The 26531-nt window shown below is 48.6% G+C and carries 26 protein-coding genes and 1 riboswitch; of the genes, 19 read left to right on the top strand and 7 right to left on the bottom strand.

Annotated features, from left to right (window positions below; genetic code table 11):
* Positions 1-49: 49 nt before the first annotated feature.
* Complete coding sequence (gene metG, locus ACJHXB_RS10605; RefSeq protein WP_001306372.1) at positions 50-2083, bottom strand: methionine--tRNA ligase; 2034 nt, start codon at positions 2081-2083, stop codon at positions 50-52.
* Between the two features lie 131 nt (positions 2084-2214).
* On the opposite strand from metG, the gene apbC reads away from it, so the two are divergent.
* The 6 genes from apbC (at position 2215) to ACJHXB_RS10575 (ending at position 9002) form a co-directional block, all read left to right on the top strand.
* The gene (gene apbC, locus ACJHXB_RS10600) at positions 2215-3324 is read left to right on the top strand and encodes an iron-sulfur cluster carrier protein ApbC (protein ID WP_001005448.1); all 1110 of its coding nucleotides are present in this window, start codon (positions 2215-2217) and stop codon (positions 3322-3324) included.
* Between the two features lie 262 nt (positions 3325-3586).
* Positions 3587-3868: a YehE family protein gene (locus tag ACJHXB_RS10595; RefSeq protein ID WP_001308761.1), complete on the top strand. Its 282-nt coding sequence runs from the start codon at positions 3587-3589 to the stop codon at positions 3866-3868.
* A 295-nt stretch (positions 3869-4163) separates the two neighbouring features.
* Positions 4164-4706, top strand: coding sequence for a fimbrial protein (locus ACJHXB_RS10590; RefSeq protein WP_000830475.1), 543 nt, complete (start codon positions 4164-4166; stop codon positions 4704-4706).
* 80 nt (positions 4707-4786) lie between these two features.
* A complete protein-coding gene (locus ACJHXB_RS10585; protein ID WP_000677339.1) occupies positions 4787-5461 on the top strand; it encodes a fimbria/pilus periplasmic chaperone in 675 nt (224 codons plus the stop codon).
* A gap of 15 nt (positions 5462-5476) precedes the next feature.
* The gene (locus ACJHXB_RS10580; RefSeq protein WP_000945399.1) at positions 5477-7957 is read left to right on the top strand and encodes a fimbrial biogenesis outer membrane usher protein; all 2481 of its coding nucleotides are present in this window, start codon (positions 5477-5479) and stop codon (positions 7955-7957) included.
* 10 nt (positions 7958-7967) lie between these two features.
* Positions 7968-9002: a fimbrial protein gene (locus ACJHXB_RS10575; RefSeq protein WP_001604656.1), complete on the top strand. Its 1035-nt coding sequence runs from the start codon at positions 7968-7970 to the stop codon at positions 9000-9002.
* 79 nt (positions 9003-9081) lie between these two features.
* On the opposite strand, the gene rcnB is transcribed toward ACJHXB_RS10575, so the two are convergent.
* Complete coding sequence (rcnB, locus tag ACJHXB_RS10570; protein ID WP_000153063.1) at positions 9082-9420, bottom strand: Ni(II)/Co(II) efflux transporter accessory subunit RcnB; 339 nt, start codon at positions 9418-9420, stop codon at positions 9082-9084.
* Between the two features lie 218 nt (positions 9421-9638).
* Entirely contained in the window at positions 9639-10463 is an 825-nt protein-coding gene (gene rcnA, locus ACJHXB_RS10565; RefSeq protein WP_000134572.1) for a nickel/cobalt efflux protein RcnA, read from the bottom strand.
* Positions 10464-10583: 120 nt separating this feature from the next.
* On the opposite strand from rcnA, the gene rcnR reads away from it, so the two are divergent.
* The 5 genes from rcnR (at position 10584) to ACJHXB_RS10540 (ending at position 14345) form a co-directional block, all read left to right on the top strand.
* A complete protein-coding gene (rcnR, locus tag ACJHXB_RS10560) occupies positions 10584-10856 on the top strand; it encodes a Ni(II)/Co(II)-binding transcriptional repressor RcnR (RefSeq protein ID WP_000019944.1) in 273 nt (90 codons plus the stop codon).
* Between the two features lie 91 nt (positions 10857-10947).
* Positions 10948-11044: riboswitch (TPP riboswitch) on the top strand.
* Between the two features lie 34 nt (positions 11045-11078).
* On the top strand, positions 11079-11867 hold the full coding sequence (gene thiM / locus ACJHXB_RS10555; RefSeq protein ID WP_001195599.1) for a hydroxyethylthiazole kinase: 789 nt from the start codon (positions 11079-11081) through the stop codon (positions 11865-11867).
* The gene (gene thiD, locus ACJHXB_RS10550) at positions 11864-12664 is read left to right on the top strand and encodes a bifunctional hydroxymethylpyrimidine kinase/phosphomethylpyrimidine kinase (protein WP_000822277.1); all 801 of its coding nucleotides are present in this window, start codon (positions 11864-11866) and stop codon (positions 12662-12664) included. The genes thiM and thiD overlap by 4 nt, the downstream gene beginning before the upstream one ends.
* 64 nt (positions 12665-12728) lie before the next feature.
* On the top strand, positions 12729-13547 hold the full coding sequence (locus tag ACJHXB_RS10545) for a glycoside hydrolase family 25 protein (protein ID WP_001604655.1): 819 nt from the start codon (positions 12729-12731) through the stop codon (positions 13545-13547).
* A 51-nt stretch (positions 13548-13598) separates the two neighbouring features.
* Positions 13599-14345 (top strand): GntR family transcriptional regulator, encoded by a 747-nt coding sequence (locus tag ACJHXB_RS10540; protein WP_000434052.1) that lies wholly within the window; start codon positions 13599-13601, stop codon positions 14343-14345.
* Here ACJHXB_RS10540 and ACJHXB_RS10535 read toward each other — a convergent pair.
* The 3 genes from ACJHXB_RS10535 to ACJHXB_RS10525 are packed head-to-tail and all read right to left on the bottom strand — an operon-like array spanning position 14319 to position 17559.
* Positions 14319-15284: a carbohydrate kinase family protein gene (locus ACJHXB_RS10535; protein ID WP_000011998.1), complete on the bottom strand. Its 966-nt coding sequence runs from the start codon at positions 15282-15284 to the stop codon at positions 14319-14321. The two genes, ACJHXB_RS10540 and ACJHXB_RS10535, sit on opposite strands and share 27 nt — an antisense overlap.
* The gene (locus tag ACJHXB_RS10530) at positions 15281-16285 is read right to left on the bottom strand and encodes an ADP-ribosylglycohydrolase family protein (protein ID WP_000846210.1); all 1005 of its coding nucleotides are present in this window, start codon (positions 16283-16285) and stop codon (positions 15281-15283) included. Before ACJHXB_RS10530 ends, ACJHXB_RS10535 begins: the two co-directional genes overlap by 4 nt.
* Positions 16282-17559 carry a nucleoside permease gene (locus ACJHXB_RS10525; RefSeq protein ID WP_000858471.1) on the bottom strand — a complete coding sequence of 426 codons (1278 nt, stop codon included), beginning with the start codon at positions 17557-17559 and terminating at the stop codon, positions 16282-16284. The genes ACJHXB_RS10530 and ACJHXB_RS10525 overlap by 4 nt, the downstream gene beginning before the upstream one ends.
* A gap of 256 nt (positions 17560-17815) precedes the next feature.
* Between ACJHXB_RS10525 and fbaB the strand changes: the two genes are divergently transcribed.
* The 8 genes from fbaB to ACJHXB_RS10485 all read left to right on the top strand — a co-directional run bounded on the left by fbaB (position 17816) and on the right by ACJHXB_RS10485 (position 25344).
* The gene (gene fbaB, locus ACJHXB_RS10520) at positions 17816-18868 is read left to right on the top strand and encodes a class I fructose-bisphosphate aldolase (RefSeq protein WP_000129551.1); all 1053 of its coding nucleotides are present in this window, start codon (positions 17816-17818) and stop codon (positions 18866-18868) included.
* Positions 18869-19095: 227 nt separating this feature from the next.
* Complete coding sequence (gene gatY / locus ACJHXB_RS10515; protein ID WP_001308759.1) at positions 19096-19950, top strand: tagatose-bisphosphate aldolase subunit GatY; 855 nt, start codon at positions 19096-19098, stop codon at positions 19948-19950.
* Between the two features lie 28 nt (positions 19951-19978).
* Positions 19979-21241 carry a tagatose-bisphosphate aldolase subunit GatZ gene (gene gatZ / locus ACJHXB_RS10510; RefSeq protein WP_000853870.1) on the top strand — a complete coding sequence of 421 codons (1263 nt, stop codon included), beginning with the start codon at positions 19979-19981 and terminating at the stop codon, positions 21239-21241.
* 9 nt (positions 21242-21250) lie between these two features.
* Complete coding sequence (gatA, locus tag ACJHXB_RS10505; RefSeq protein WP_000182900.1) at positions 21251-21703, top strand: PTS galactitol transporter subunit IIA; 453 nt, start codon at positions 21251-21253, stop codon at positions 21701-21703.
* Between the two features lie 30 nt (positions 21704-21733).
* Entirely contained in the window at positions 21734-22018 is a 285-nt protein-coding gene (gene gatB, locus ACJHXB_RS10500) for a PTS galactitol transporter subunit IIB (RefSeq protein WP_000823288.1), read from the top strand.
* A 3-nt stretch (positions 22019-22021) separates the two neighbouring features.
* Entirely contained in the window at positions 22022-23377 is a 1356-nt protein-coding gene (locus ACJHXB_RS10495) for a PTS galactitol transporter subunit IIC (RefSeq protein WP_000490663.1), read from the top strand.
* Between the two features lie 47 nt (positions 23378-23424).
* Positions 23425-24465: a galactitol-1-phosphate 5-dehydrogenase gene (gene gatD, locus ACJHXB_RS10490; RefSeq protein ID WP_000844258.1), complete on the top strand. Its 1041-nt coding sequence runs from the start codon at positions 23425-23427 to the stop codon at positions 24463-24465.
* Between the two features lie 105 nt (positions 24466-24570).
* Positions 24571-25344, top strand: coding sequence for a DeoR/GlpR family DNA-binding transcription regulator (locus ACJHXB_RS10485; protein WP_001295426.1), 774 nt, complete (start codon positions 24571-24573; stop codon positions 25342-25344).
* Positions 25345-25425: 81 nt separating this feature from the next.
* Here ACJHXB_RS10485 and yegS read toward each other — a convergent pair whose 3' ends face one another.
* Positions 25426-26325, bottom strand: coding sequence for a lipid kinase YegS (gene yegS, locus ACJHXB_RS10480; RefSeq protein ID WP_410233491.1), 900 nt, complete (start codon positions 26323-26325; stop codon positions 25426-25428).
* Positions 26326-26531 lie beyond the last annotated feature (206 nt).

Raw genomic sequence — 26531 nt, 5'->3', positions numbered from 1 at the left:
AGGAATTTATAAAGAAAAGGCGCTGTCGATGCAGCGCCTTGAAGGGGGATTATTTCACCTGATGACCCGGTTTAGCGCCAGCATCCGGGCTTAGCAGGAAAATATCTTTCCCGCCAGGACCGGCAGCCATCACCATGCCTTCGGAGATACCGAAGCGCATTTTACGTGGTGCCAGGTTAGCCACCATAATGGTATGACGACCAATCAGTGCCTGCGGATCCGGGTAAGCAGAACGAATGCCGGAGAAGACATTGCGTTTTTCACCGCCGAGATCCAGCGTCAGGCGCAGCAGTTTGTCAGAACCTTCAACAAACTCTGCGTTTTCGATCAACGCCACGCGCAGGTCAACTTTGGCGAAGTCGTCAAAGGTGATGGTTTCCTGAATCGGATCATCTGCCAGTGGGCCAGTTACTGGCGTGGCAGCTGCTTTCACTTCTTCTTTAGACGCTTCCACCAGTGCTTCAACCTGCTTCATGTCAATACGGTTATACAGCGCCTTGAACGGATTCACTTTGTGGCCCAGCAGCGGTTGCTGGATACCATGCCAGGTCAGTTCTGTATTGAGGAATGCTTCTGCACGCTCGGTCAGTTTCGGCAGTACCGGCTTCAGGTAAGTCATCAGCACGCGGAACAGGTTTATGCCCATCGAGCAAATTGCCTGCAGGTCGGCATCGCGTCCTTCCTGTTTCGCCACCACCCACGGAGCCTGTTCATCGACATAACGGTTAGCCAGATCTGCCAGCGCCATGATTTCGCGGATCGCTTTACCAAATTCGCGGCTTTCCCACGCTTCACCAATCACTTCAGCGGCATCCGTGAAGGTTTTGTACAACTGCGGGTCAGCCAGTTCGCTTGCCAGCACGCCGTCAAAACGCTTGTTGATAAAGCCAGCATTACGGGATGCCAGGTTAACCACTTTATTCACGATATCGGCATTCACACGCTGAACGAAATCTTCCAGGTTGAGATCGATATCATCAATGCGCGAAGAGAGTTTCGCAGTGTAGTAGTAACGCAGGCTGTCAGCATCAAAATGATTCAGCCAGGTGCTGGCTTTAATAAAGGTGCCGCGAGACTTGGACATCTTCGCGCCGTTCACCGTCACATAGCCATGAACAAACAGGTTAGTCGGCTTGCGGAAGTTGCTGCCTTCCAGCATGGCAGGCCAGAACAGGCTGTGGAAGTAAACGATATCTTTACCGATGAAGTGGTACAGCTCGGCGGTGGAATCTTTCTTCCAGTATTCATCGAAGCTGGTGGTGTCGCCGCGTTTGTCGCACAGATTCTTGAAGGAACCCATGTAGCCAATCGGCGCATCCAGCCAGACGTAGAAATATTTGCCCGGTGCGTTCGGAATTTCAAAACCGAAGTACGGCGCATCGCGGGAGATATCCCACTGTTGCAGGCCAGATTCAAACCACTCCTGCATTTTGTTTGCCACTTGCTCCTGCAACGCGCCGCTGCGGGTCCATGCCTGCAGCATTTCGCTGAAAGAGGGCAGATCAAAGAAGAAGTGTTCAGAATCACGCATTACCGGGGTAGCACCAGAAACCACCGATTTCGGCTCGATCAGTTCAGTCGGGCTGTAGGTCGCGCCGCAGACTTCGCAGTTATCGCCGTATTGATCCGGGGATTTACATTTCGGGCAGGTGCCTTTTACAAAACGGTCCGGCAGGAACATGCCTTTTTCCGGATCGTACAGCTGAGAGATGGTGCGGTTTTTAATAAAACCGTTTTCTTTCAGGCGAGAGTAGATAAGTTCTGACAACTGGCGATTCTCTTCGCTGTGCGTCGAGTGATAGTTGTCATAGCTGATGTTAAAGCCTGCGAAATCAGTCTGATGTTCCTGACTCATTTCGCCAATCATCTGCTCCGGGGTGATACCAAGCTGCTGAGCTTTAAGCATGATCGGCGTGCCGTGGGCATCGTCGGCGCAGATGAAGTTGACCTCGTGGCCGCGCATTCGCTGGTAACGGACCCAGACATCAGCCTGGATGTGCTCCAGCATATGGCCGAGGTGGATTGAGCCGTTAGCGTACGGCAGTGCGCACGTCACCAGAATTTTCTTCGCGACTTGAGTCATAGTAGGCATTACTTCTTAATAGTGAAAAGGGCTTAGATAGTACCAAATGGGAAAATGTTAAGTAAGTACTTCTCTATATTCTTCAGGTAAACTATCAACTGATGGTTTATCTATACAAAAAAGGAGTCGGGATGAACGAACAATCCCAGGCCAAATCACCAGAAGCCTTGCGCGCAATGGTCGCCGGGACACTGGCCAATTTTCAGCACCCAACCCTGAAGCATAACCTCACAACGCTGAAAGCGTTGCACCATGTCGCCTGGATGGACGACACGCTGCATGTGGAACTGGTTATGCCATTCGTCTGGCATAGCGCGTTCGAAGAGTTAAAAGAGCAATGTAGCGCCGAACTGCTGCGCATCACCGGAGCGAAAGCTATCGACTGGAAACTGTCGCATAACATAGCCACTCTGAAACGCGTGAAGAATCAGCCGGGAATTAACGGCGTGAAGAACATTATCGCGGTCAGTTCCGGTAAAGGTGGCGTGGGTAAATCCTCCACGGCGGTAAACCTGGCGTTGGCACTGGCGGCGGAAGGGGCGAAAGTCGGCATTCTGGACGCCGATATCTACGGCCCATCAATCCCCACCATGCTGGGCGCAGAAAATCAGCGTCCAACTTCGCCGGACGGTACCCATATGGCACCGATTATGTCTCATGGACTGGCAACCAATTCAATTGGTTATCTGGTCACTGACGACAATGCGATGGTGTGGCGTGGTCCGATGGCGAGCAAGGCGTTAATGCAGATGTTGCAGGAAACCTTGTGGCCGGATCTCGACTATCTGGTGCTTGATATGCCGCCAGGCACCGGTGACATTCAATTGACACTGGCACAAAACATTCCAGTAACTGGCGCGGTAGTGGTCACCACCCCGCAGGACATTGCGTTGATCGATGCGAAAAAAGGCATTGTGATGTTCGAGAAAGTCGAGGTTCCGGTGCTCGGTATTGTCGAGAACATGAGTGTGCATATTTGCAGTAACTGTGGTCACCATGAACCGATTTTCGGTACCGGTGGTGCTGAGAAACTGGCTGAAAAATACCACACACAGCTGCTGGGGCAGATGCCGTTACACATCTCCTTACGTGAGGATCTCGATAAAGGCACGCCAACGGTTATCAGCCGTCCGGAGAGCGAATTTACCGCTATCTACCGCCAGCTGGCTGACCGCGTTGCAGCTCAGCTCTACTGGCAGGGTGAAGTCATTCCAGGCGAGATTTCCTTCCGCGCGGTCTAACGCCTATTAACCATTCTGGTTATTCTTCATACACCGCAGAGATGTTACATTGATGCGGTGTATTTGTTTTTGCCGCATTAATGAACACTTATTTAATACTGCGAATATTCTGCGGACCTTCGTCCGAAACTCTACAAAGTCGATTGATCGTACAGGCAATGCTTCATTATCATCCTTCGTGGCTGTGTAGTGGATGTACAGCTATAGTTTGTTATGCACTCATTCTATCCAGGCATAACCTTTACTACAGGGATAACGTTCAATGAATAAGTATTGGCTGTCAGGAATTATTTTTCTTGCCTATGGATTGGCTTCTCCCGCATTCTCTTCAGAGACTGCCACATTAGCGATTAATGGCAGGATCAGTCCCCCAACATGCAGTATGGCTATGGTTAATGGTCAACCTCAACAGCATTGTGGTCAGTTAACGTATGATGTTGATACCCGTCATCAGGTTTCTTCGCCAGTCAAAGGTGTAACGACAGAAGTGGTTGTTGCAGGTAGCGATAGCAAACGTCGAATCGTGTTAAATCGCTACGATTAATTTGCCACCCTGGTTTTTTAATCGGATTTAGAAAGCTGAAATCATTCACGTGAATGATTTCAGCTTTTTTATTGATATCAATAATGCCATTTACAAAAATCTGCATTAATTAATAGATGTGATAAATATTTAATATGCTTAAGTATTTGTTGTATTTATATTGCAATGGTTAATTTGTTTTAAATCAATAAAACAATATGTTTACATTGCGGCAACTTTTTTGATGTGAGAAATTTGTTTCCAAGAGATACAGACTCTTAACAACCAAAAAATAAATTTTATTAAGGAACATATTATGAAACGTTCAATTATTGCTGCCGCTGTCTTTTCTTCTTTTTTTATGAGCGCTGGGGTATTTGCCGCAGACGTTGATACCGGAACATTAACCATTAAAGGGAATATTGCAGAATCTCCATGTAAATTCGAAGCGGGTGGCGATTCAGTAAGTATTAATATGCCAACTGTACCAACCACTGTCTTTGAAGGTAAAGCTAAATACTCGACCTATGATGATGCAGTCGGTGTAACCAGCAGCATGTTAAAAATTAGCTGTCCGAAAGAAGTTGCTGGTGTAAAACTCTCGTTGATTACCAACGATAAAATAACCGGAAACGATAAGGCGATAGCCAGTAGCAACGATACCGTGGGGTACTATCTCTATTTAGGTGATAACAGCGATGTCCTGGATGTTTCTACACCTTTTAACATTGAGAGTTATAAAACAGCGGAAGGTCAATATGCTATTCCGTTTAAAGCAAAATACCTGAAGCTGACAGATAATTCAGTGCAATCAGGTGATGTGTTATCTTCTCTGGTTATGCGTGTGGCGCAGGATTAATAAATAAAACTTCAAGTTTCTCCAGGTAATAAACATGGCCGCTATCCCCATGGCGGCCTTTTAATTTAAGAGGCATTAAGATGAAAGGATTATTAGCTTTACTCATTTCTTCTATGGTCCTTCCTGCACATGCCGGTATTGTTATCTACGGGACGCGTATTATTTACCCGGCAGAAAATAAAGAAGTGATGGTGCAGTTGATGAATCAGGGAAACCGTTCTTCGCTGCTGCAGGCGTGGATTGATGATGGCGATACGTCGTTACCACCAGAAAAAATTCAGGTTCCTTTCATGTTAACGCCACCAGTGGCAAAAATAGGGGCAAATTCCGGGCAGCAAGTAAAAATCAAAATTATGCCGAATAAACTGCCCACTAATAAAGAGAGCATTTTTTATCTGAATGTTCTGGATATTCCACCAAATAGTCCAGAGCAAGAGGGCAAGAATGCACTGAAATTTGCAATGCAAAACAGAATCAAATTATTTTACCGGCCTGCGGGTATTGCACCGGTAAATAAAGCGACATTTAAAAAGTTACTGGTAAATCGCAGTGGCAATGGATTGGTGATAAAAAATGACTCAGCAAATTGGGTGACGATTTCGGATGTCAAAGCTAATAATGTCAAAGTCAATTATGAAACTATTATGATTGCCCCCTTAGAAAGTCAGAGTATTAATGTCAAAAGTAATAATGCGAATAACTGGCATCTGACCATTATCGATGACCATGGCAACTATATTAGTGACAAAATTTAATTGCAGGAGCTGCCTATGTTGAGAATGACCCCACTTGCATCAGCAATCGTAGCGTTATTGCTCGGCATTGAAGCTTATGCAGCTGAAGAAACCTTTGATACCCATTTTATGATAGGTGGAATGAAAGACCAGCAGGTTGCAAATATTCGTCTTGATGATAATCAACCCTTGCCGGGGCAGTATGACATCGATATTTATGTCAATAAGCAATGGCGCGGGAAATATGAGATTATTGTTAAAGACAACCCGCAAGAAACATGTATATCAAGGGAAGTTATCAAGCGGTTAGGCATTAATACCGATAACTTTGCCAGCGGTAAGCAATGTTTAACATTTGAGCAACTTGTTCAGGGTGGGAGCTATACCTGGGATATCGGAGTTTTTCGTCTCGATTTCAGTGTCCCGCAGGCGTGGGTGGAAGAACTGGAAAGTGGCTATGTTCCACCGGAAAACTGGGAGCGGGGTATTAATGCGTTTTATACCTCTTATTATGTGAGTCAGTATTACAGCGACTATAAAGCGTCGGGTAATAGCAAGAGTACATATGTACGTTTTAACAGCGGGTTAAATTTACTGGGGTGGCAACTGCATTCTGATGCCAGTTTTAGTAAAACAAATAACAATCCAGGGACGTGGAAAAGCAATACCCTGTATCTGGAACGTGGATTTGCCCAACTTCTCGGCACGCTTCGCGTGGGTGATATGTACACATCAAGCGATATTTTTGATTCTGTTCGCTTCAGCGGTGTGCGGTTGTTTCGTGATATGCAGATGTTGCCTAACTCGAAACAAAATTTTACGCCACGGGTGCAGGGGATTGCTCAGAGTAACGCGCTGGTAACTATTGAACAGAATGGTTTTGTCGTTTATCAGAAAGAGGTTCCTCCTGGCCCGTTTGCGATTACAGATTTGCAGTTGGCCGGTGGTGGAGCAGATCTTGATGTCAGCGTGAAAGAGGCGGACGGTTCGGTAACCACCTATCTGGTGCCTTATGCAGCGGTGCCAAATATGCTGCAACCCGGCGTGTCGAAATATGATTTTGCGGCGGGTCGCAGCCATATTGAAGGGGCGAGCAAACAAAGTGATTTTGTCCAGGCGGGTTATCAGTATGGTTTTAATAACTTATTGACGCTGTATGGCGGATCGATGGTCGCGAATAATTATTACGCGTTCACTTTGGGGACTGGCTGGAATACACGCATTGGTGCCATTTCCGTCGATGCCACGAAGTCGCATAGTAAACAAGACAACGGCGATGTGTTTGACGGGCAAAGTTATCAAATTGCCTACAACAAATTTGTGAGCCAAACGTCGACGCGTTTTGGTCTGGCGGCCTGGCGTTATTCGTCGCGTGATTACCGGACATTTAACGATCACGTTTGGGCAAACAATAAAGATAATTATCGCCGTGATGAAAACGATATCTATGACATTGCCGATTATTACCAGAACGATTTTGGCCGTAAAAATAGCTTTTCTGCCAATATGAGCCAGTCATTGCCAGAAGGCTGGGGTTCTGTGTCCTTAAGTACGTTATGGCGAGATTACTGGGGGCGTAGCGGCAGCAGTAAGGATTATCAGTTGAGTTATTCCAACAACCTGCGACGGATAAGCTATACCCTCGCGGCAAGCCAGGCTTATGACGAGAATCATCATGAAGAGAAACGTTTTAATATTTTTATATCGATTCCCTTTGATTGGGGTGATGACGTTACGACGCCTCGTCGGCAAATATATATGTCTAACTCAACGACGTTTGATGATCAGGGTTTTGCCTCAAATAATACGGGATTATCGGGAACCGTTGGAAGCCGGGATCAATTTAACTATGGGGTCAACCTGAGTCATCAGCATCAGGGAAATGAAACGACAGCTGGAGCGAATTTAACCTGGAACGCGCCGGTTGCGACAGTGAATGGCAGTTATAGTCAGTCGAGTACTTATCGACAGGCTGGAGCCAGTGTTTCAGGGGGCATTGTCGCCTGGTCGAGGGGCGTTAATCTGGCGAACCGTCTTTCCGAAACGTTTGCAGTGATGAATGCGCCAGGAATTAAAGATGCTTATGTCAATGGGCAAAAATATCGCACAACAAACCGTAATGGAGTGGTGGTATACGACGGAATGACACCTTATCGGGAAAATCACCTGATGCTGGATGTGTCGCAAAGCGATAGCGAAGCAGAATTGCGCGGTAACCGGAAAATTGCCGCCCCTTTTCGCGGCGCGGTTGTACTGGTTAATTTTGATACCGATCAGCGCAAGCCCTGGTTTATAAAAGCGTTAAGAGCGGATGGGCAACCATTAACGTTTGGTTATGAAGTCAATGATATCCACGGTCATAATATTGGCGTTGTCGGCCAGGGAAGTCAGTTATTTATTCGCACCAATGAAGTACCGCCATCGGTTAATGTAGCAATTGATAAGCAACAAGGACTTTCATGCACAATCACCTTCGGTAAAGAGATTGATGAAAGTAGAAATTATATCTGTCGGTGAGAGGTGGAATATGATGTTCAGAAATGGAATGTTACTAATATTTATTTTATGGGTTAATTTTACCTGGGCTGGATGTCGTACCACTGCATCATTAAATATTACTGATAGTATTAATGTGGGGGAGATTTTAGCGAATGAGGTTTCCTTTAGTAAAAGTGTTGTGTTTACTGGGATATCTTGTGATACGAGCACGGATAAAATAGTCTATAAAAATATCCAAAGTGATTGGGTTGAAGTCGGGCCTTTTGGTAATGGCGAAAAGTTAAAGGTTAAAATAGAGTCTTTAGGTAAAACCAGTGACACGATTGGGAAATCCAGTAATGCGCAGGCAGTATTACCCTATGTGGTTAAAATATCTAAAGGCACACCTGATTTTACTGGAGAAAGAAAACCTACCTGGTTTCTTTCAGATACTGTGATTGCAAATATTGGCGGTGAGTCATCTTCATCCATTGACTTTTGGTTGAGCATTTGTAAGACATTGAAGATTAACTGGTGTGTAAGTTATCTCACCAGTAAACTGGCGGGGGATACATTTACGCTTGGGCTAAGTATTTCCTATTATCCTAAAAATACGACCTGTAAGCCTCAAAACACAATAATAAAAGTAGATGATATTGCCTTGCCCCAGCTCAGAAGTCAGGGAAAGATTACGGCGAACAGTAAGGAAGGAATAATTTCGTTGAAATGTGATAATCTTTTCGGCGACAAAAACCAAGCATCGAGGAATATGGTCGTATATCTTTCCAGCAGTGACTTAGTTACAGGAAGCAATACAATTTTGCGTGGCAACATAGATAATGGTGTAGGATTTGTGTTGGATCTAAAAGAACCACCAAAAGGAACTGAAGCTGCCATCAAAATTTCTGCTAGCGGCAATCAGGGCGCGGCGACATCATTATGGAAAACAGATAAACCAGGGGCTTCTTTAAATAGTAATATTATTAATATACCAGTTATGGCCAGTTACTACGTCTACGATACAAACAAAGTTAAATCTGGCGCACTGGAGGCAACCGCATTAATCAACGTGAAATACGACTAATAACAAGCAAGACGAGCAAGTGGCTAATAATAAAAATAATAAGGTGTCTGCATTTCCCCCTCATGATGAGGGGGCTTTTTTAGCGATGATAAAAAATCTCACCGTCGTAGGCTTTAATGATTTTACCGTCGGTGTCGTTGATCAACACGTACGCGCCACCCATATAGGTCCAGTGTGTCCCGGCATCAGGCGCGGGCAGGTTACGTAACTGCCACTGCTTAATGTTGTACTCATCGGTGCGGTACATCTCTGGGACGGTATCGCCTGGTTTGAAATGCTTAAAGTCAGCAATGAAACTGCTTAACTCATACTTAGAAATTCCCGAGGTATTGGTCGAACCCGCGGTGGCTGGTGCGGCCCAGGCGGCACTGGTAACCAGCAAAAGCGCACCCAGCAACATCTTATTTTTAATGGTCATAAACTCTCCACTTTGGGGATCTGTAATATCAGTCGCATATCTTTCCTGCCATACAATATAACTGACAAGCGATATTTTGTTAGTGATCCCATGATTTCGTAAAAAGTGTAAATGAAAGGATGCCCTAAAAGCATCCTTAGCGAGCAGAGAGTCAGCGGAAATAGCTGATTTAAGAATCATCCTGGGCTGAAGATAACATGCAAGCCTAAAGGATTGAGTTATCGCATTATGCCCATGAAGCCATGTACGCCCATATACACACCAACTAAGCCAATCAACAGACTGGAAAAATAGGGAGCGCGTTTAGCGAGAGTGTTAAATCCGCTCCAGCGTTTTGCGACCTGCTGAACGCTGATTGCTGCGCCAACGCCTACGGTGACCAGCGTTAACGCCAGGCCAATGCTGAAACTGACGACCAGTGTTGCGCCCAGTGTCAGGGCTTTCAACTGAATGCAAATCAACAGCACGGTAATTGCTGCCGGGCAGGGGATAAGACCACCTGTTAAGCCAAATAGCAAAATTTGCCAGTTGGTGACCTCTCTACCATCAAAGCGTCGTTTAATGTCATTGGCATGGGCTCGTGCATGGGCATCCTGATACTCGCCATGTTCGTGATGGTGATGATGTCCATGGTCGTGGTGATCTTCGTGATCGTGGTGATGATGCTCATGATCATGCTCGTGCATATTCTCCAGCCAGTTGCGTTCGCCGCGCCAGGTACGCCAGAACATCCAGAACGCGGTGCCAATAATGATCACTGCGGAAATCAACTGGAGCCACGGTTCTGCTGATTGAGCAGTAAAGCGTTTGCTGATCACCATCCCGCCAAAGGCAATCAACCAGACCACTGCGGTATGCGAAATGGTTGCTGCCAGTCCGAGCATCACCGCCTGTTTAATGGTGCCTTTGATGGCGATGATAAACGCCGCCATCATCGTTTTTGAATGCCCTGGTTCCAGGCCATGAAGCGCACCAAGTAAGATGGCGCTGGGGATGAAGAACCAGGCGTTTCCTTGCTGAAGAAGAGTTGTAAATTCGGTCATGATAATAATTCTTAGTATTAATTCGGCAATCTGATTCTACTCCCCCCCAGTACCTGATACTACCCCCCAGTAGATTAATAGTGCTATGATTTTTCATATTCTTGTTAACCAGGTGTTGCCATGTCTCATACAATCCGTGATAAACAGAAACTGAAAGCGCGTGCCAGTAAGATTCAGGGCCAGGTCGTGGCGCTCAAGAAAATGCTCGACGAGCCGCACGAATGCGCTGCAGTTTTACAACAGATTGCTGCTATCCGTGGCGCGGTAAACGGTCTGATGCGGGAAGTGATTAAAGGTCATCTGACGGAACACATCGTTCACCAGGGGGATGAGCTAAAACGTGAAGAAGATCTGGATGTCGTTCTGAAGGTGCTGGATTCTTATATCAAATAATTTATTAACGCGATTGTAAAACTGCGGTTTTTACTCGTTTACAACGCGTGCGCTGGACATTACCATCCTCCTCTGCGATTTATCATCGCAACCAAACGACTCGGGGTGCCCTTCTGCGTGAAGGCTGAGAAATACCCGTATCACCTGATCTGGATAATGCCAGCGTAGGGAAGTCACGGACCACCAGGTCATTGCTTCTTCACGTTATGGCAGGAGCAAACTATGCAAGTCGACCTGCTGAGTTCCGCGCAATCTGCGCACGCGTTACACCTTTTTCACCAACATTCCCCTCTTGTGCACTGCATGACCAACGATGTGGTGCAAACCTTTACTGCCAATACCTTGCTGGCGCTCGGTGCATCGCCAGCGATGGTTATCGAAACCGAAGAGGCCAGTCAGTTTGCGGCTATCGCCAGTGCGTTGCTGATTAACGTTGGCACGCTGACGCAGCCACGCGCACAGGCGATGCGTGCCGCCGTTGAACAGGCAAAACGCTCTCAAACACCCTGGACGCTTGATCCAGTAGCGGTTGGTGCACTCGACTATCGCCGCCGTTTTTGTCTGGAACTTCTGTCTCATAAGCCAACCGCCATACGTGGTAATGCTTCGGAAATCATGGCATTAGCTGGCATTGCTAATGGCGGACGGGGAGTGGATACCACTGACGCCGCAGCTAATGCGATACCCGCTGCACAAACACTGGCACGGGAAACTGTCGCAATCGTCGTGGTCACAGGCGAGGTGGATTATGTTACCGATGGTCGTCGCACCGTTGTCATTCACGGTGGCGATCCGCTAATGACCAAAGTGGTAGGAACTGGCTGTGCATTATCGGCGGTTGTCGCTGCCTGTTGTACGCTACCAGGCGATACGCTGGAAAATATCGCATCTGCCTGTCACTGGATGAAACAAGCCGGAGAACGCGCAGTCGCCAGTAGCGAGGGGCCAGGCAGTTTTGTTCCACATTTCCTTGATGCGCTCTGGCAATTGACGCAGGAGGTGCAGGCATGAAACGAATTAACGCTCTGACGATTGCCGGTACTGATCCGAGTGGTGGTGCGGGGATTCAGGCCGATCTTAAAACCTTCTCGGCACTTGGCGCTTATGGTTGCTCAGTGATTACTGCACTGGTGGCGCAAAATACCCGTGGCGTACAGTCGGTGTATCGCATTGAGCCTGATTTTGTCGCCGCCCAGCTCGATTCGGTGTTCAGCGATGTGCGAATCGACACCACTAAAATCGGTATGTTGGCGGAAACCGATATTGTTGAAGCGGTGGCAGAACGGTTGCAACGTTATCAGATCCAAAACGTGGTACTCGACACCGTTATGCTGGCAAAAAGCGGCGACCCACTGCTTTCACCTTCGGCAGTTGCCACGCTACGCAGTCGATTATTGCCACAGGTTTCATTAATAACGCCAAACTTGCCCGAAGCAGCCGCCTTGCTCGACGCGCCACACGCGCGCACCGAACAGGAAATGCTGGAACAAGGGCGATCGCTGTTGGCGATGGGCTGTGGAGCAGTGCTAATGAAAGGTGGTCATCTGGATGATGAGCAAAGCCCGGACTGGCTGTTTACCCGCGAGGGTGAACAACGGTTTACCGCACCGCGCATTATGACCCAAAACACCCACGGCACTGGTTGTACACTCTCTGCGGCGTTGGCTGCACTACGCCCGCGCCATACAAACTGGGCTGACACCGTACAGGAGGCAAAAAGCTGGCTTTCATCGGCGTTAGCCCAGGCCGACACGCTGGAAGTTGGTCACGGTATTGGTCCGGTTCACCACTTCCACGCGTGGTGGTGAGCACCTTACTATAGCTGCTTTGGTTATTGTCAGTCTTTGGCGCTGACATTCAGGGATGAAACCAATGCAGCTTAGAATCACCAGTCGAAAAAAATTCACCGCTTTATTATGCGCTCTTGGGCTAATTTCCATCGTTGCAATTTATCCGCGTCAGACGGTGAATTTTTTCTATTCGACAGCAATTCAGATTAAAGACTACATCCACTTCTACGGTTATCGCCCGGTTAAATCTTTCGCTATTCGCATTCCTGCCAGTTACACCATTCACGGAATAGATGTTTCGCGCTGGCAGGAACGGATCGACTGGCAGCGGGTGGCAAAAATGCGCGATAACGGTATTCGCTTACAATTTGCCTTTATTAAGGCGACGGAAGGCGAAAAGCTGGTGGACCCCTATTTTGCGCGTAACTGGCAACTAAGCCGCGAAAATGGCCTGCTGCGCGGGGCGTATCATTATTTCTCCCCGTCGGTATCCGCTTCAGTTCAGGCGCGATTATTTCTGCAAACGGTGGATTTCTCACAAGGCGATTTACCTGCCGTGCTGGACGTAGAAGAACGGGGAAAATTATCGGCAAAAGAATTACGCAAGCGGGTAAGTCAGTGGCTAAAAATGGTCGAAAAACGCACGGAAAAAAAGCCGATTATTTACTCAGGAGCCGTTTTTTATCACACGAATCTGGCGGGCTATTTTAATGAATATCCGTGGTGGGTGGCTCACTATTATCAACGTCGTCCGGACAATGACGGCATGGCATGGCGCTTCTGGCAGCATTCCGACCGTGGACAGGTAGATGGCATTAATGGTTCGGTGGATTTTAATGTGTTTAATGGCTCGGTGGAGGAGTTGCAGGTATTCGTTGATGGGATTAAAGAAACGCCTTAAATAAGAAGCAGTGATATACTCCCACCAGACTCCCTGGCAGGAAAAAGACAAATGGAACAAGCGCATACCCAGCTGATTTCCCAACTGAACGAACGTATTTTAGCGGCGGATAACACGCCGCTTTATATTAAGTTTGCCGAAACGGTAAAAAATGCCGTGCGCAGCGGGGTGCTGGAGCATGGCAATATTTTGCCCGGTGAGCGTGATTTAAGTCAGTTAACCGGCGTTTCGCGCATTACGGTGCGCAAGGCGATGCAGGCGCTGGAAGAAGAGGGCGTGGTGACGCGTTCGCGTGGTTACGGTACGCAGATCAACAACATCTTCGAATACTCGTTGAAAGAAGCGCGAGGTTTTTCTCAGCAGGTGGTATTGCGCGGGAAAAAGCCCGATACACTATGGGTTAACAAGCGTGTCGTGAAATGTCCCGAAGAAGTCGCGCAGCAGCTAGCGGTCGAAGCAGGAAGTAATGTCTTTTTGCTTAAGCGTATTCGCTATGTCGATGAAGAAGCGGTATCAATTGAGGAATCGTGGGTTCCTGCGCATTTAATTCATGATGTTGATGCCATCGGAATTTCTCTTTATGACTACTTCCGCAGCCAGCACATTTACCCACAACGTACGCGTTCCCGCGTTAGCGCCCGGATGCCGGATGCCGAGTTTCAGTCACATATTCAGTTAGATAGCAAAATACCGGTGCTGGTGATCAAGCAAGTGGCGCTTGACCAACAGCAACGGCCTATTGAGTACAGCATCAGCCACTGTCGCAGCGATCTATACGTTTTTGTGTGCGAGGAGTAGTTCCTCGCGCGTTGGCGCACAATCACCGCCCCGATGCCCGACAACCCACGACGCTACTGCATTGCCCAGTAATACGGCATCCGCCAGTGGCAGACCAGAGGCTAGCCCGGCAAGTACGCCACCTGCATGACTGTCGCCCGCCCCAATGGTGTCTACAACTTGCGTTCGAAATGCCGGAATGCAGCCAGAAGCGTCGTTGCTGAAATACCATGCGCCCTCTTTATCGAGACGAATGATCAACGGCGCGGCAAATTTCTCCTGCCATTGCTTGCCAAGTGTTGTTATCTCTGCGGATAAAGCAAAACGTTCGGCGGCAATCTCAGCCTCTTGACGATTGAGTGATACTAAAGGTCGACAGGCCATGATCCGCGCCAGTAATGCGTCCGGGATATCGCCGATACGTGGGCCAAAATCGATAAACGGCGTCACGTCTTGCAGCTCTTCCAGCCATTCCACTAACAATTCGCCGCAGGGCGAGCCCAGTTGATAACCGGAAAAATAGAGCAGGCTGCCAGGCGCAACGGTTAATCGTGCCAACCATTGGCGATTCCATTGATTTTCCACGCCGCTGAATGACATAAAAGTGCGTTCGCCATCCGGCTCAACCAGCGCCAGACACCAGCCGTTATCACCTTCGGCGTTATCGATCAGGCTGATTAAGCCCTCTTTTGCCATCCGGTTGCGAATAATCTCCGCCCAAACCCCCTGACCGAGCGGCAAGGCATTACCCGCTTCGATGCCGAGACGCTTTAATGCCACGGCAATATTCAGTGCACAGCCGCCAACGTTAACGCTCTGCTGTTTCAGTTCGATATCGCACCCACGCCAGGGGAGGGCATAAGCGTCGGCGATCACGTCAATGACCGCCGCGCCGACGACCATCACCGACTGACGCGTGGTTAATTCAGGCAGCAGCGTGTGTAATCGAGCGCCGCTCATACCGCCTCCCGTTGTTGACGATATTTCGCCAGCGCTGTGGCATAGCGGTTGAAATCAAGCTGATTTACCGCATCCAGCTCCACCTTTAACGCAGGATCGATAGCGTTAATGCCATGCAACGCGCCGCAGATTGCCGTCGCCATAGCACCGATGGTGTCTGTATCGCCGCCAAGGTTAGCGCACAGGACGGCGCAACGGTTCGGGTCGGTTTGTGCCAGTTCAACCAGCGCAATGGCGCACGGAACGGACTCAATAGTGCTGGTACCTGCGCCAACGACCTGGTAAAGCTGTTCGCTGGCGGATTCAGTGCCGTCGGCATTGCGCACAATTTTCAGCGCAATCTCCAGCCGCGCCGCCAGTGAGGCGCTGAACGTGGTCGTGCGTTTTTGCTGTGCATGTTGCGCAATTGAAGGCAGTGAATCAACAATCGCTGACCAGCTTTCTCCGTCAATGGCACGAGAAATCGCCCATGCGATGACTACCGCACCTGCAACTGCCAGATCGGATTTATGGGTCGGGCTCGACGCCAGCGCCACATCATCAATAAAGGAATCAACATCACGCGCCGGAAGCAAACAACCTAATGGCGAGACGCGCATCGCTGCGCCGTTGGTCACGCCGTTGTTTTCCAGTTCAGCAACGGGTTTACCGTCGCGAATGGCGTTGAGAGCAATCTTCGAGGTCGGACCTAGTACGTTTTTGTTAAAGGCATCGAAACGCAGCGCCCAGTCGAGAATATTACGCCCAATCAGATCCGGATCGATCTTGCCTTCACGTTCCAGTAACGCATCCGCCAGACACAGCGCCATCGAGGTATCGTCGGTGAATTCGGCGCGGTTAAAATAACAGGCTGCGTTATTCTCCTTTGGTCCAGGCAGAAAACGATCAATCCAGCCAAAGTGTGCTTTAACGCGGCTGCGTGGCCAAAGCTCGGAGGGCATCCCCATCGCATCCCCTAACGCCTGCCCATAAAGAGCACCGAGAATACGTTCTGTTTTCATTTAACTTCCCCTTGTGTCAACGCAATATCGCGATCATCGACCTTGATAGCCGTAATTTCGTTGTCGGATTCGCGGAAAAAAATCATGAACAGCACGGCGATAATGGCAATCATCACCGCGCCAAAAGTCCACATCCCGGACCAGTTGAAAGTCAGTCCGTTTACCGGTTCCTGATAAGCGAACATCTTTTCCATCATCACACCGCCAAGACGATAGCCGAGCAAACTGCCGAAGCCCTGGCAGCAGAGCGTGATCAGCCCCTGCGCAGCGGTACGCATATGCACGGGGGCTTTTTTATCGACATAGATGTAAGCGGTAACGTAGTAAAAATCGTAACTTACTCCATGCAGCAAAATGCCGAGGAACAGTAACGCGTAGGTGAAATATTCATCCGCACTACCGTAAATAAAGAAGCCATAGCGGATCGCAGCGGTGACCAGACCAAGCAACAATACCTTTTTGATACCAAAGCGTTTAGTGAAAAACGGCAATGCCAGCATAAAGAAGATTTCAGAGAACTGGCCGAGCGTCATCCAGCCGGTGGCGTTTTTCATGCCGACTTCTGTCAGATAACCGTTGGCAAAGATGTAATAGAACGCCAGTGGCATCGCAAACAGGAATGAACAGAAGAAAAAGACGAGGAAGTTTTTATCGCGCAGCAGGATCAGCGCATCCAGGCCGAGCATGACTTTAATGTCCATTTTGCCGGTGCTTTTTGGCGGCGTGTCGGGCAGGAAAAACGCAAACACACCGAGCAGAGCAGAACTTCCGGCGGTAATCAGCAGCGGGATGTTAGTCGGAGAGATATCGGCATAACCCAGCATTTGCGGCAAAAATCCACATGCCAGACCGGAGGCAATCCAGCCGATAGTGCCCATCACACGAATGCGTGGGAAATCACGCTCCACATCCGGCACGTTGGCAAAAGCGATACTGTTAGTCAGCGCAATGGTCGGCATATAGGTTAGCGAGTAGGCCAGCAGTAACGGGAAGAACCCGGCAAAAGTGGTCTGTTGCGCAGCGAAATACATCAGCGCCGCACCAGCGAACATCAATACCGCCAGCACTTTCTGCGCCGAGAAAAAGCGGTCAGTGATGGAGCCAACCAGAATTGGCGACAGGATCGCCGCAATGGCGGTACAGGCATACGACCAGCCAATTTCTCCGGCACTAAAACCGCTTTTACTTAACCACAACCACAATGGCACAAACCACGCGCCCCAGATAAACCATTCAACAAACATCATGAACGACAGCTTTGCTGTTGTTTTCATCTTTTAATTCCTTCATGACAGGTAATGTAAGGTACGCGATGACAATACCATTTAATAATACCTTTTAAATACCTTTGCGGTGAAAACTTGACCGCGGTAACATTTTTTCTGATGAATCGAGCCAACAGAAAACGCTGAAAAAACATCCAAAAGATGGAAAAACTCGCCTGTAACGACCAGGATTATGATTGCCCGCAAAAGGCGGGCCAGGACAATCCATAGCCGATATCCAATCGGAATTTACGGGAGCATAGTAATGACAGATATTGCGCAGTTGCTTGGCAAAGACGCCGACAACCTTTTACAGCACCGTTGTATGACTATTCCTTCTGACCAGCTTTATCTCCCCGGACATGACTACGTAGACCGCGTGATGATTGACAATAATCGCCCGCCAGCGGTGTTACGTAATATGCAGACGTTGTACAACACTGGGCGTCTGGCTGGCACAGGATATCTTTCTATTCTGCCGGTTGACCAGGGCGTTGAGCACTCTGCCGGAGCTTCATTTGCTGCTAACCCGCTCTACTTTGACCCGAAAAACATTGTTGAACTGGCGATCGAAGCGGGCTGTAACTGTGTGGCATCAACTTACGGCGTGCTGGCGTCGGTATCGCGGCGTTACGCGCATCGCATTCCATTCCTCGTCAAACTTAATCACAACGAGACGCTAAGTTACCCGAATACCTACGATCAAACGCTGTATGCCAGCGTGGAGCAGGCGTTCAACATGGGCGCGGTGGCGGTTGGTGCGACTATCTATTTTGGCTCGGAAGAGTCACGTCGCCAGATTGAAGAAATTTCTGCGGCTTTTGAACGTGCGCACGAGCTGGGCATGGTGACAGTGCTGTGGGCCTATTTGCGTAACTCCGCCTTTAAGAAAGATGGCGTTGATTACCATGTTTCCGCCGACCTGACTGGTCAGGCGAACCATCTGGCGGCAACCATAGGTGCAGATATCGTCAAACAAAAAATGGCTGAAAATAACGGCGGCTATAAAGCGATTAATTACGGTTATACCGACGATCGCGTGTACAGCAAGTTGACCAGCGAAAACCCGATTGATCTGGTGCGTTATCAGTTAGCTAACTGCTATATGGGCCGCGCAGGGTTGATAAACTCCGGCGGTGCTGCAGGCGGTGAAACTGACCTCAGCGATGCAGTGCGTACTGCGGTTATCAACAAACGCGCTGGCGGAATGGGGCTGATTCTTGGACGTAAGGCGTTCAAGAAATCGATGGCTGACGGCGTGAAACTGATTAACGCCGTGCAGGACGTTTATCTCGATAGCAAAATTACTATCGCCTGATACGCCTTATACGAACAGCACTACCCCGTATGACGGAAAAGGCGTTTACGTCGCATCCGGCATAAAAACACGCGCACTTTGCTACGGCTTCCCTATCGGGAGGCCGTTTTTTTGCCTGTCATTCTGATTAATTTTCGAATTGTCGTTTTTGTGATCGTTATCTCGACATTTAAAAACAAATAATTTCATTATATTTTGAAATCGAAAATAAACGACAGGATATGAAAATGTACGTGGTATCGACAAAGCAGATGCTGAACAACGCACAGCGCGGCGGTTATGCGGTTCCGGCATTCAATATTCACAATCTCGAAACGATGCAAGTGGTGGTAGAAACCGCTGCCAACCTGCATGCGCCGGTCATCATCGCCGGAACGCCTGGCACATTTACTCATGCTGGTACAGAAAATCTGTTGGCGCTGGTCAGCGCGATGGCGAAGCAATATCACCATCCACTGGCAATTCATCTCGACCATCACACGAAATTTGACGATATCGCTCAGAAGGTTCGTTCTGGCGTGCGCTCAGTCATGATTGACGCCTCGCATTTGCCTTTTGCGCAAAATATTTCACGGGTCAAAGAGGTGGTGGATTTTTGCCATCGCTTTGATGTCAGCGTCGAAGCGGAGCTGGGGCAACTTGGCGGCCAGGAAGATGATGTGCAAGTCAATGAAGCCGATGCTTTTTATACCAACCCCGCTCAGGCGCGTGAATTTGCCGAGGCAACCGGAATTGATTCCCTGGCGGTCGCCATCGGCACGGCTCATGGTATGTATGCCAGCGCACCGGTGCTTGATTTTTCTCGACTGGAGAACATTCGCCAGTGGGTGAACTTACCGCTGGTGCTGCATGGCGCGTCAGGGTTATCGACTAAGGATATTCAGCAAACCATCAAACTGGGGATATGCAAAATCAACGTTGCAACGGAGCTGAAAAATGCCTTCTCGCAGGCGTTAAAAAATTACCTGACCGAGCACCCCGAAGCGACCGATCCCCGGGATTATTTGCAGTCGGCTAAATCCGCAATGCGCGATGTGGTGAGCAAAGTGATTGCCGATTGTGGCTGCGAGGGCAGGGCATAACGCACCTGCCATTTAACAAGGAAAAAACATGAAAACGTTAATTGCCCGGCATAAAGCTGGTGAACATATCGGCATATGCTCAGTCTGTTCTGCCCATCCGTTGGTTATCGAAGCGGCGCTGGCATTTGATCGCAACAGCACGCGCAAAGTGCTGATTGAAGCAACGTCAAACCAGGTCAATCAATTTGGCGGTTATACCGGAATGACACCGGCAGACTTTCGCGAATTTGTTTTTACGATTGCCGATAAAGTCGGATTTGCTCGTGAGCGTATTATTCTCGGCGGCGACCATCTGGGGCCAAACTGCTGGCAGCAAGAAAATGCGGATGCGGCGATGGAAAAATCCGTCGAGCTGGTAAAGGCATATGTTCGTGCCGGCTTCAGTAAAATTCATCTTGATGCGTCAATGTCCTGCGCGGGGGATCCCATACCGTTAGCACCAGAAACGGTTGCGGAACGAGCTGCTGTGCTTTGCTTTGCTGCGGAAAGTGTGGCGACAGATTGCCAGCGTGAGCAACTGAGCTATGTCATTGGCACCGAAGTTCCGGTTCCGGGCGGTGAGGCCAGCGCCATTCAGTCAGTACACATTACCCGGGTTGAAGATGCCGCCAATACTTTACGTACGCATCAAAAGGCCTTTATTGCCCGTGGGCTGGCAGAGGCGTTAACACGCGTGATTGCCATTGTGGTGCAGCCAGGCGTGGAATTTGATCACAGCAATATTATCCATTATCAGCCGCAGGAAGCACAGCCGCTGGCGCAATGGATAGAAAACACCCGAATGGTTTATGAAGCACATTCTACCGATTACCAGACCCGGACGGCTTATTGGGAATTAGTCCGCGATCACTTTGCAATATTGAAAGTCGGTCCCGCATTAACCTTTGCTTTACGTGAGGCGATATTTGCGCTGGCGCAAATTGAGCAGGAACTTATCGCCCCAGAAAATCGCAGCGGTTGCCTGGCGGTAATTGAAGAAGTGATGTTTGACGAACCGCAATACTGGAAAAAATATTATCGTACGGGTTTTAACGATTCATTACTGGATATTCGTTACAGCCTGTCGGATCGTATTCGTTATTACTGGCCGCATAGTCGGATTAAAAATAGCGTCGAAACGATGATGGTGAATCTGGAAGGCATGGAAATCCCTCTGGGCATGATTAGTCAGTATCTTCCTAAACAATTTGAACACATTCAGTCCGGGGAATTATCAGCAATACCGCATCAGTTGATTATGGATAAAATTTATGATGTTTTGCGCGCCTATCGCTACGGCTGTGCGGAATAAGGACGGTATATGACTAACCTGTTTGTTCGTAGCGGAATTTCTTTTGTCGATCGTAGCGAAGTTTTAACCCATATCGGTAATGAGATGCTCGCGAAAGGTGTGGTTCATGATACATGGCCACAGGCATTAATTGCCAGAGAAGCAGAATTCCCTACCGGGATAATGCTTGAGCAGCACGCCATTGCAATACCGCATTGTGAGGCGATTCATGCTAAGTCGTCAGCCATTTATCTGTTAAGGCCAACAAATAAAGTTCATTTTCAGCAAGCGGATGATGATAACGACGTGGCGGTATCGTTGGTTATTGCGTTAATTGTGGAAAATCCGCAGCAGCAATTGAAACTTTTACGCTGTTTATTTGGCAAGTTACAACAGCCCGAGATCGTCGAGACACTAATCACTCTTCCTGAAACCCAGTTAAAGGAATACTTCACAAAGTATGTTTTAGATTCAGACGAATAAATCCCTCTGTAACAATAAAAAGGACTATTTATGAAACGCAAGATTATTGTCGCTTGCGGAGGCGCGGTTGCGACCTCTACGATGGCGGCGGAAGAAATTAAAGAGTTGTGTCAGAGTCATAATATTCCTGTTGAATTAATCCAGTGTCGGGTTAATGAAATAGAAACCTATATGGATGGCGTGCATTTGATATGCACCACTGCCAGGGTGGATCGAAGTTTTGGCGATATTCCGTTAGTTCACGGCATGCCTTTTGTTTCTGGTGTCGGTATCGAAGCATTACAAAATAAAATTCTGACTATCTTACAGGGGTGACCTATGTTTTCAGAAGTCATGCGTTATATTCTCGACCTCGGCCCTACGGTGATGCTGCCAATTGTCATCATTATTTTTTCTAAAATATTAGGCATGAAGGCAGGCGATTGCTTTAAAGCGGGTCTGCATATCGGGATTGGCTTTGTTGGCATTGGCCTTGTGATTGGCTTAATGCTGGATTCCATTGGTCCGGCGGCGAAAGCGATGGCGGAAAATTTCGACCTGAATCTGCATGTGGTCGATGTCGGTTGGCCGGGCTCTTCACCAATGACCTGGGCGTCGCAAATTGCGCTGGTGGCGATTCCGATTGCGATTCTGGTTAACGTGGCGATGCTACTGACCCGTATGACGCGGGTGGTAAATGTTGATATCTGGAATATCTGGCATATGACCTTCACCGGCGCATTGCTGCATCTGGCAACCGGTTCATGGATGATAGGGATGGCGGGTGTGGTAATTCACGCGGCGTTTGTTTATAAGCTCGGCGACTGGTTTGCCCGCGATACCCGAAATTTCTTTGAGCTGGAAGGCATTGCTATTCCGCACGGTACGTCGGCGTATCTGGGGCCAATTGCGGTGCTGGTGGATGCTATCATCGAGAAAATCCCAGGCGTTAACCGTATTAAATTTAGCGCCGACGATATTCAGCGCAAATTTGGTCCGTTTGGCGAGCCTGTCACCGTGGGTTTTGTGATGGGGCTGATTATCGGCATCCTCGCGGGTTACGATGTCAAAGGTGTATTGCAGCTGGCGGTAAAAACGGCGGCAGTTATGCTGCTGATGCCACGGGTGATTAAACCCATCATGGATGGTTTAACGCCTATCGCTAAGCAGGCCCGTAGTCGTTTACAGGCGAAGTTCGGCGGTCAGGAGTTCCTGATTGGCCTTGATCCGGCGTTGCTGCTGGGGCATACGGCGGTGGTATCGGCAAGCCTGATTTTTATCCCGCTCACCATTTTAATTGCTGTTTGTGTTCCGGGTAATCAGGTACTGCCGTTTGGCGACCTTGCCACCATCGGTTTCTTTGTGGCGATGGCGGTCGCCGTGCATCGTGGAAATCTGTTCCGCACCTTAATCTCGGGTGTCATCATTATGAGCATCACCCTGTGGATCGCGACGCAAACTATTGGTTTGCACACCCAACTGGCGGCTAACGCTGGGGCGTTAAAAGCCGGAGGCATGGTGGCATCAATGGATCAGGGCGGTTCTCCCATTACCTGGTTACTGATTCAGGTTTTCTCCCCGCAAAATATTCCCGGTTTCATTATTATCGGTGCCATTTATCTTACCGGTATTTTCATGACCTGGCGTAGAGCGCGCGGCTTTATTAAACAAGAGAAAGCCGTTCTCGCAGAATAATTTTTACCTGAGGGGGAGTTTATCCCCCTTAATAATCAGGAGTTTTTATGAAATCAGTGGTGAATGATACTGATGGTATCGTGCGCGTTGCCCAACGAGTCATTCCTGAAATTAAACATCAGGATGAGGTGCGGGTAAAAATTGCCAGCTCGGGATTATGTGGTTCCGATTTACCCAGAATATTTAAAAATGGTGCACATTATTATCCAATAACGTTAGGCCATGAATTTAGCGGCTATATTGATGCTGTGGGATCCGGTGTTGATGATTTACATCCTGGCGATGCGGTTGCCTGTGTGCCGTTATTACCCTGTTTTACTTGTCCAGAGTGTTTGAAAGGGTTTTATTCCCAGTGCGCAAGATATGATTTTATTGGCTCGCGGCGTGATGGTGGATTTGCTGAGTATATTGTCGTTAACCGAAAAAATGTCTTTGCTCTACCCACGGATATGCCTATTGAGGATGGGGCTTTTATTGAACCGATTACCGTTGGCCTGCATGCTTTCCATTTAGCGCAAGGTTGTGAGAATAAAAACGTTATTATTATTGGTGCCGGAACCATTGGCCTGCTGGCCATTCAGTGCGCTGTCGCGCTGGGAGCAAAGAGTGTGACGGCTATCGACATTAGCTCAGAAAAACTGGCACTGGCAAAATCTTTCGGTGCGATGCAAACATTTAACAGCCTTGAAATGAGCGCGCCGCAAATGCAGAGCGTTTTACGCGAACTGCGTTTTAATCAGCTTATCCTCGAGACGGCTGGCGTCCCGCAAACCGTCGAACTGGCGGTAGAGATTGCCGGGCCTCATGCCCAGCTGGCGCTGGTGGGCACGTTGCATCAGGATCTGCATTTAACATCGGCAACGTTTGGCAAAATATTGCGTAAAGAGCTGACGGTTATCGGCAGTTGGATGAACTACTCCAGCCCTTGGCCGGGGCAGGAGTGGGAAACGGCGTGCCGGTTGCTGACAGAACGTAAGTTAAGCCTGGAGCCATTAATCGCTTACCGTGGAAGCTTTGAAAGCTTCGCCCAGGCGGTGCGTGACATCGCTCGTAATGCTATGCCGGGCAAAGTGTTGCTCATTCCCTGAAACCGCGGGCCAGCGTGATGCTGGCCCGGTATTGTGCAAAACAGATCATTCACCAATGGTCCCCCTTCGTTTACACTAGCCACAATTGAATATGGGTAAATGACGATGAATTCATTCGAGCGAAGGAATAAGATCATCCAATTAGTGAATGAACAGGGAACCGTGCTTGTTCAGGATCTGGCGGGAGTATTTGCTGCCTCGGAAGCGACAATCCGTGCCGATTTGCGCTTTCTCGAACAAAAAGGCGTGGTTACGCGCTTTCATGGCGGTGCGGCGAAAATAATGTCCGGTAATAGTGAAACCGAGACCCAGGAAGTTGGGTTTAAAGAGCGATTTCAGCTCGCCAGCGCGCCAAAAAACAGAATAGCGCAGGCGGCAGTCAAAATGATCCACGAAGGGATGACCGTTATTCTCGACAGCGGAAGTACGACAATGCTTATCGCCGAAGGATTAATGACCGCCAAAAATATCACGGTGATTACCAACAGTCTCCCGGCAGCATTTGCCCTTTCCGAAAATAAAGACATTACTCTGGTCGTCTGTGGTGGGACCGTCCGCCATAAAACACGCTCGATGCATGGTTCCATTGCCGAGCGTTCATTGCAGGATATTAATGCCGATTTAATGTTTGTCGGTGCTGATGGTATTGATGCGGTTAATGGTATTACGACCTTTAATGAAGGTTATTCGATTAGCGGGGCGATGGTTACAGCCGCAAATAAAGTGATTGCCGTTCTCGATTCATCGAAATTTAATCGTCGCGGTTTTAATCAGGTACTGCCAATCGAAAAAATTGACATTATTATTACCGACGATGCCGTGTCAGAGGTGGATAAACTGGCATTGCAGAAGACACGGGTAAAATTAATTACGGTGTAGTATTGTTCTGTATGCCGGATAAGGTGTTTACACCGCATCCGGCATTACGGATTCTCCCTGGTTCAAGAGAGAATAGTTTGATTAACGCAATAATGGACAATCTGGTGGTAATCGACAACGTAACGCCGCCGGAAGTATTTCAATATGGAAGTTTTGCCCACTCAACGGTTCGCCATCAAGATTAAAAGTGATTTCGTGTGGGGCTTGTATATCAAACCACGACGAAGCGCCTTCGATAATATTCGGGTTGTCTTCGTCAGATTTTAAGGTTGATACGAGAGCTGGAAGAATTTCATCGCCGGTAAAAATGCGCAGTTGCAGCAGGCCATCGTTAATTAACGCGTTCGGGCACAATTGCTGACCGCCACCGGCCTGACGCCCGTTACCAATACCAATGACCAGGGCGTCACCTTGCCAGTGAAAGTTTTCACCGCGGATCTTACAACGGTCCGGTTGCAGAGTATCCATGCGCATTAAGCCATGAATGATGTAAGAGACGCCACCCAGCGCGGCTTTTAATTTTTCCGGCGTTTCTGTGGTAATACGCGTCCCAAACCCGCCTGTCGCCATATTAATAAAACAGGTTTGTTTGTTGACCTGCGCCATATCTATCGCAATGGCGTTACCGGAAATTGCCAGTTTCAGCGCCTTATCCAGTGCCTCAGGAATCCCTACACTGGTGGCAAAATCATTGGCGGTTCCTAATGGCAAAATTCCCAGCGCGGGTATGTCATCCCCCTCACACTGAATCAACGCCGTAGAAACTTCATTAATGGTGCCATCGCCACCACCGGCAATCACCGTTGCGACGCCCAACTTCCGGGCCTCCTCTACATATCGTGCGGCATCGCCTTTCTCCCAGGTGACCCGCACATGGATCGTCATTCCTTCCTCACGCAACAGCATAATTGCTTCGCGCAAGGGTAGATTGTCAGTACTTTTGCCATTAAGAATCAGTAAGCTGGCGGGAAATTCTGCCATGATCGTATGTGCCTTTATGATTGGTCTGTAGATAGTGTAGAGCAGAAAAGAAAAGGTGGAGTCAGAACAGGATGAAAGTCGGAGGATAAAAAGTCAGTTCAAGTATGGAGGATTCAGTGGTTACCACCAGGAGCTTGCAATGGGGACAGCGAATACTAACGGCAGCCACCGATAAATTTCAAAAAAGAGCATATACCTAATATTCA

Source organism: Escherichia sp. WS3227_2, from assembly GCF_046486495.1.
Taxonomy (GTDB): domain Bacteria; phylum Pseudomonadota; class Gammaproteobacteria; order Enterobacterales; family Enterobacteriaceae; genus Escherichia; species Escherichia coli.
Note: the sequence above shows the minus strand (reverse complement) of the source record. Positions and strands in the feature narration are given on the sequence as shown.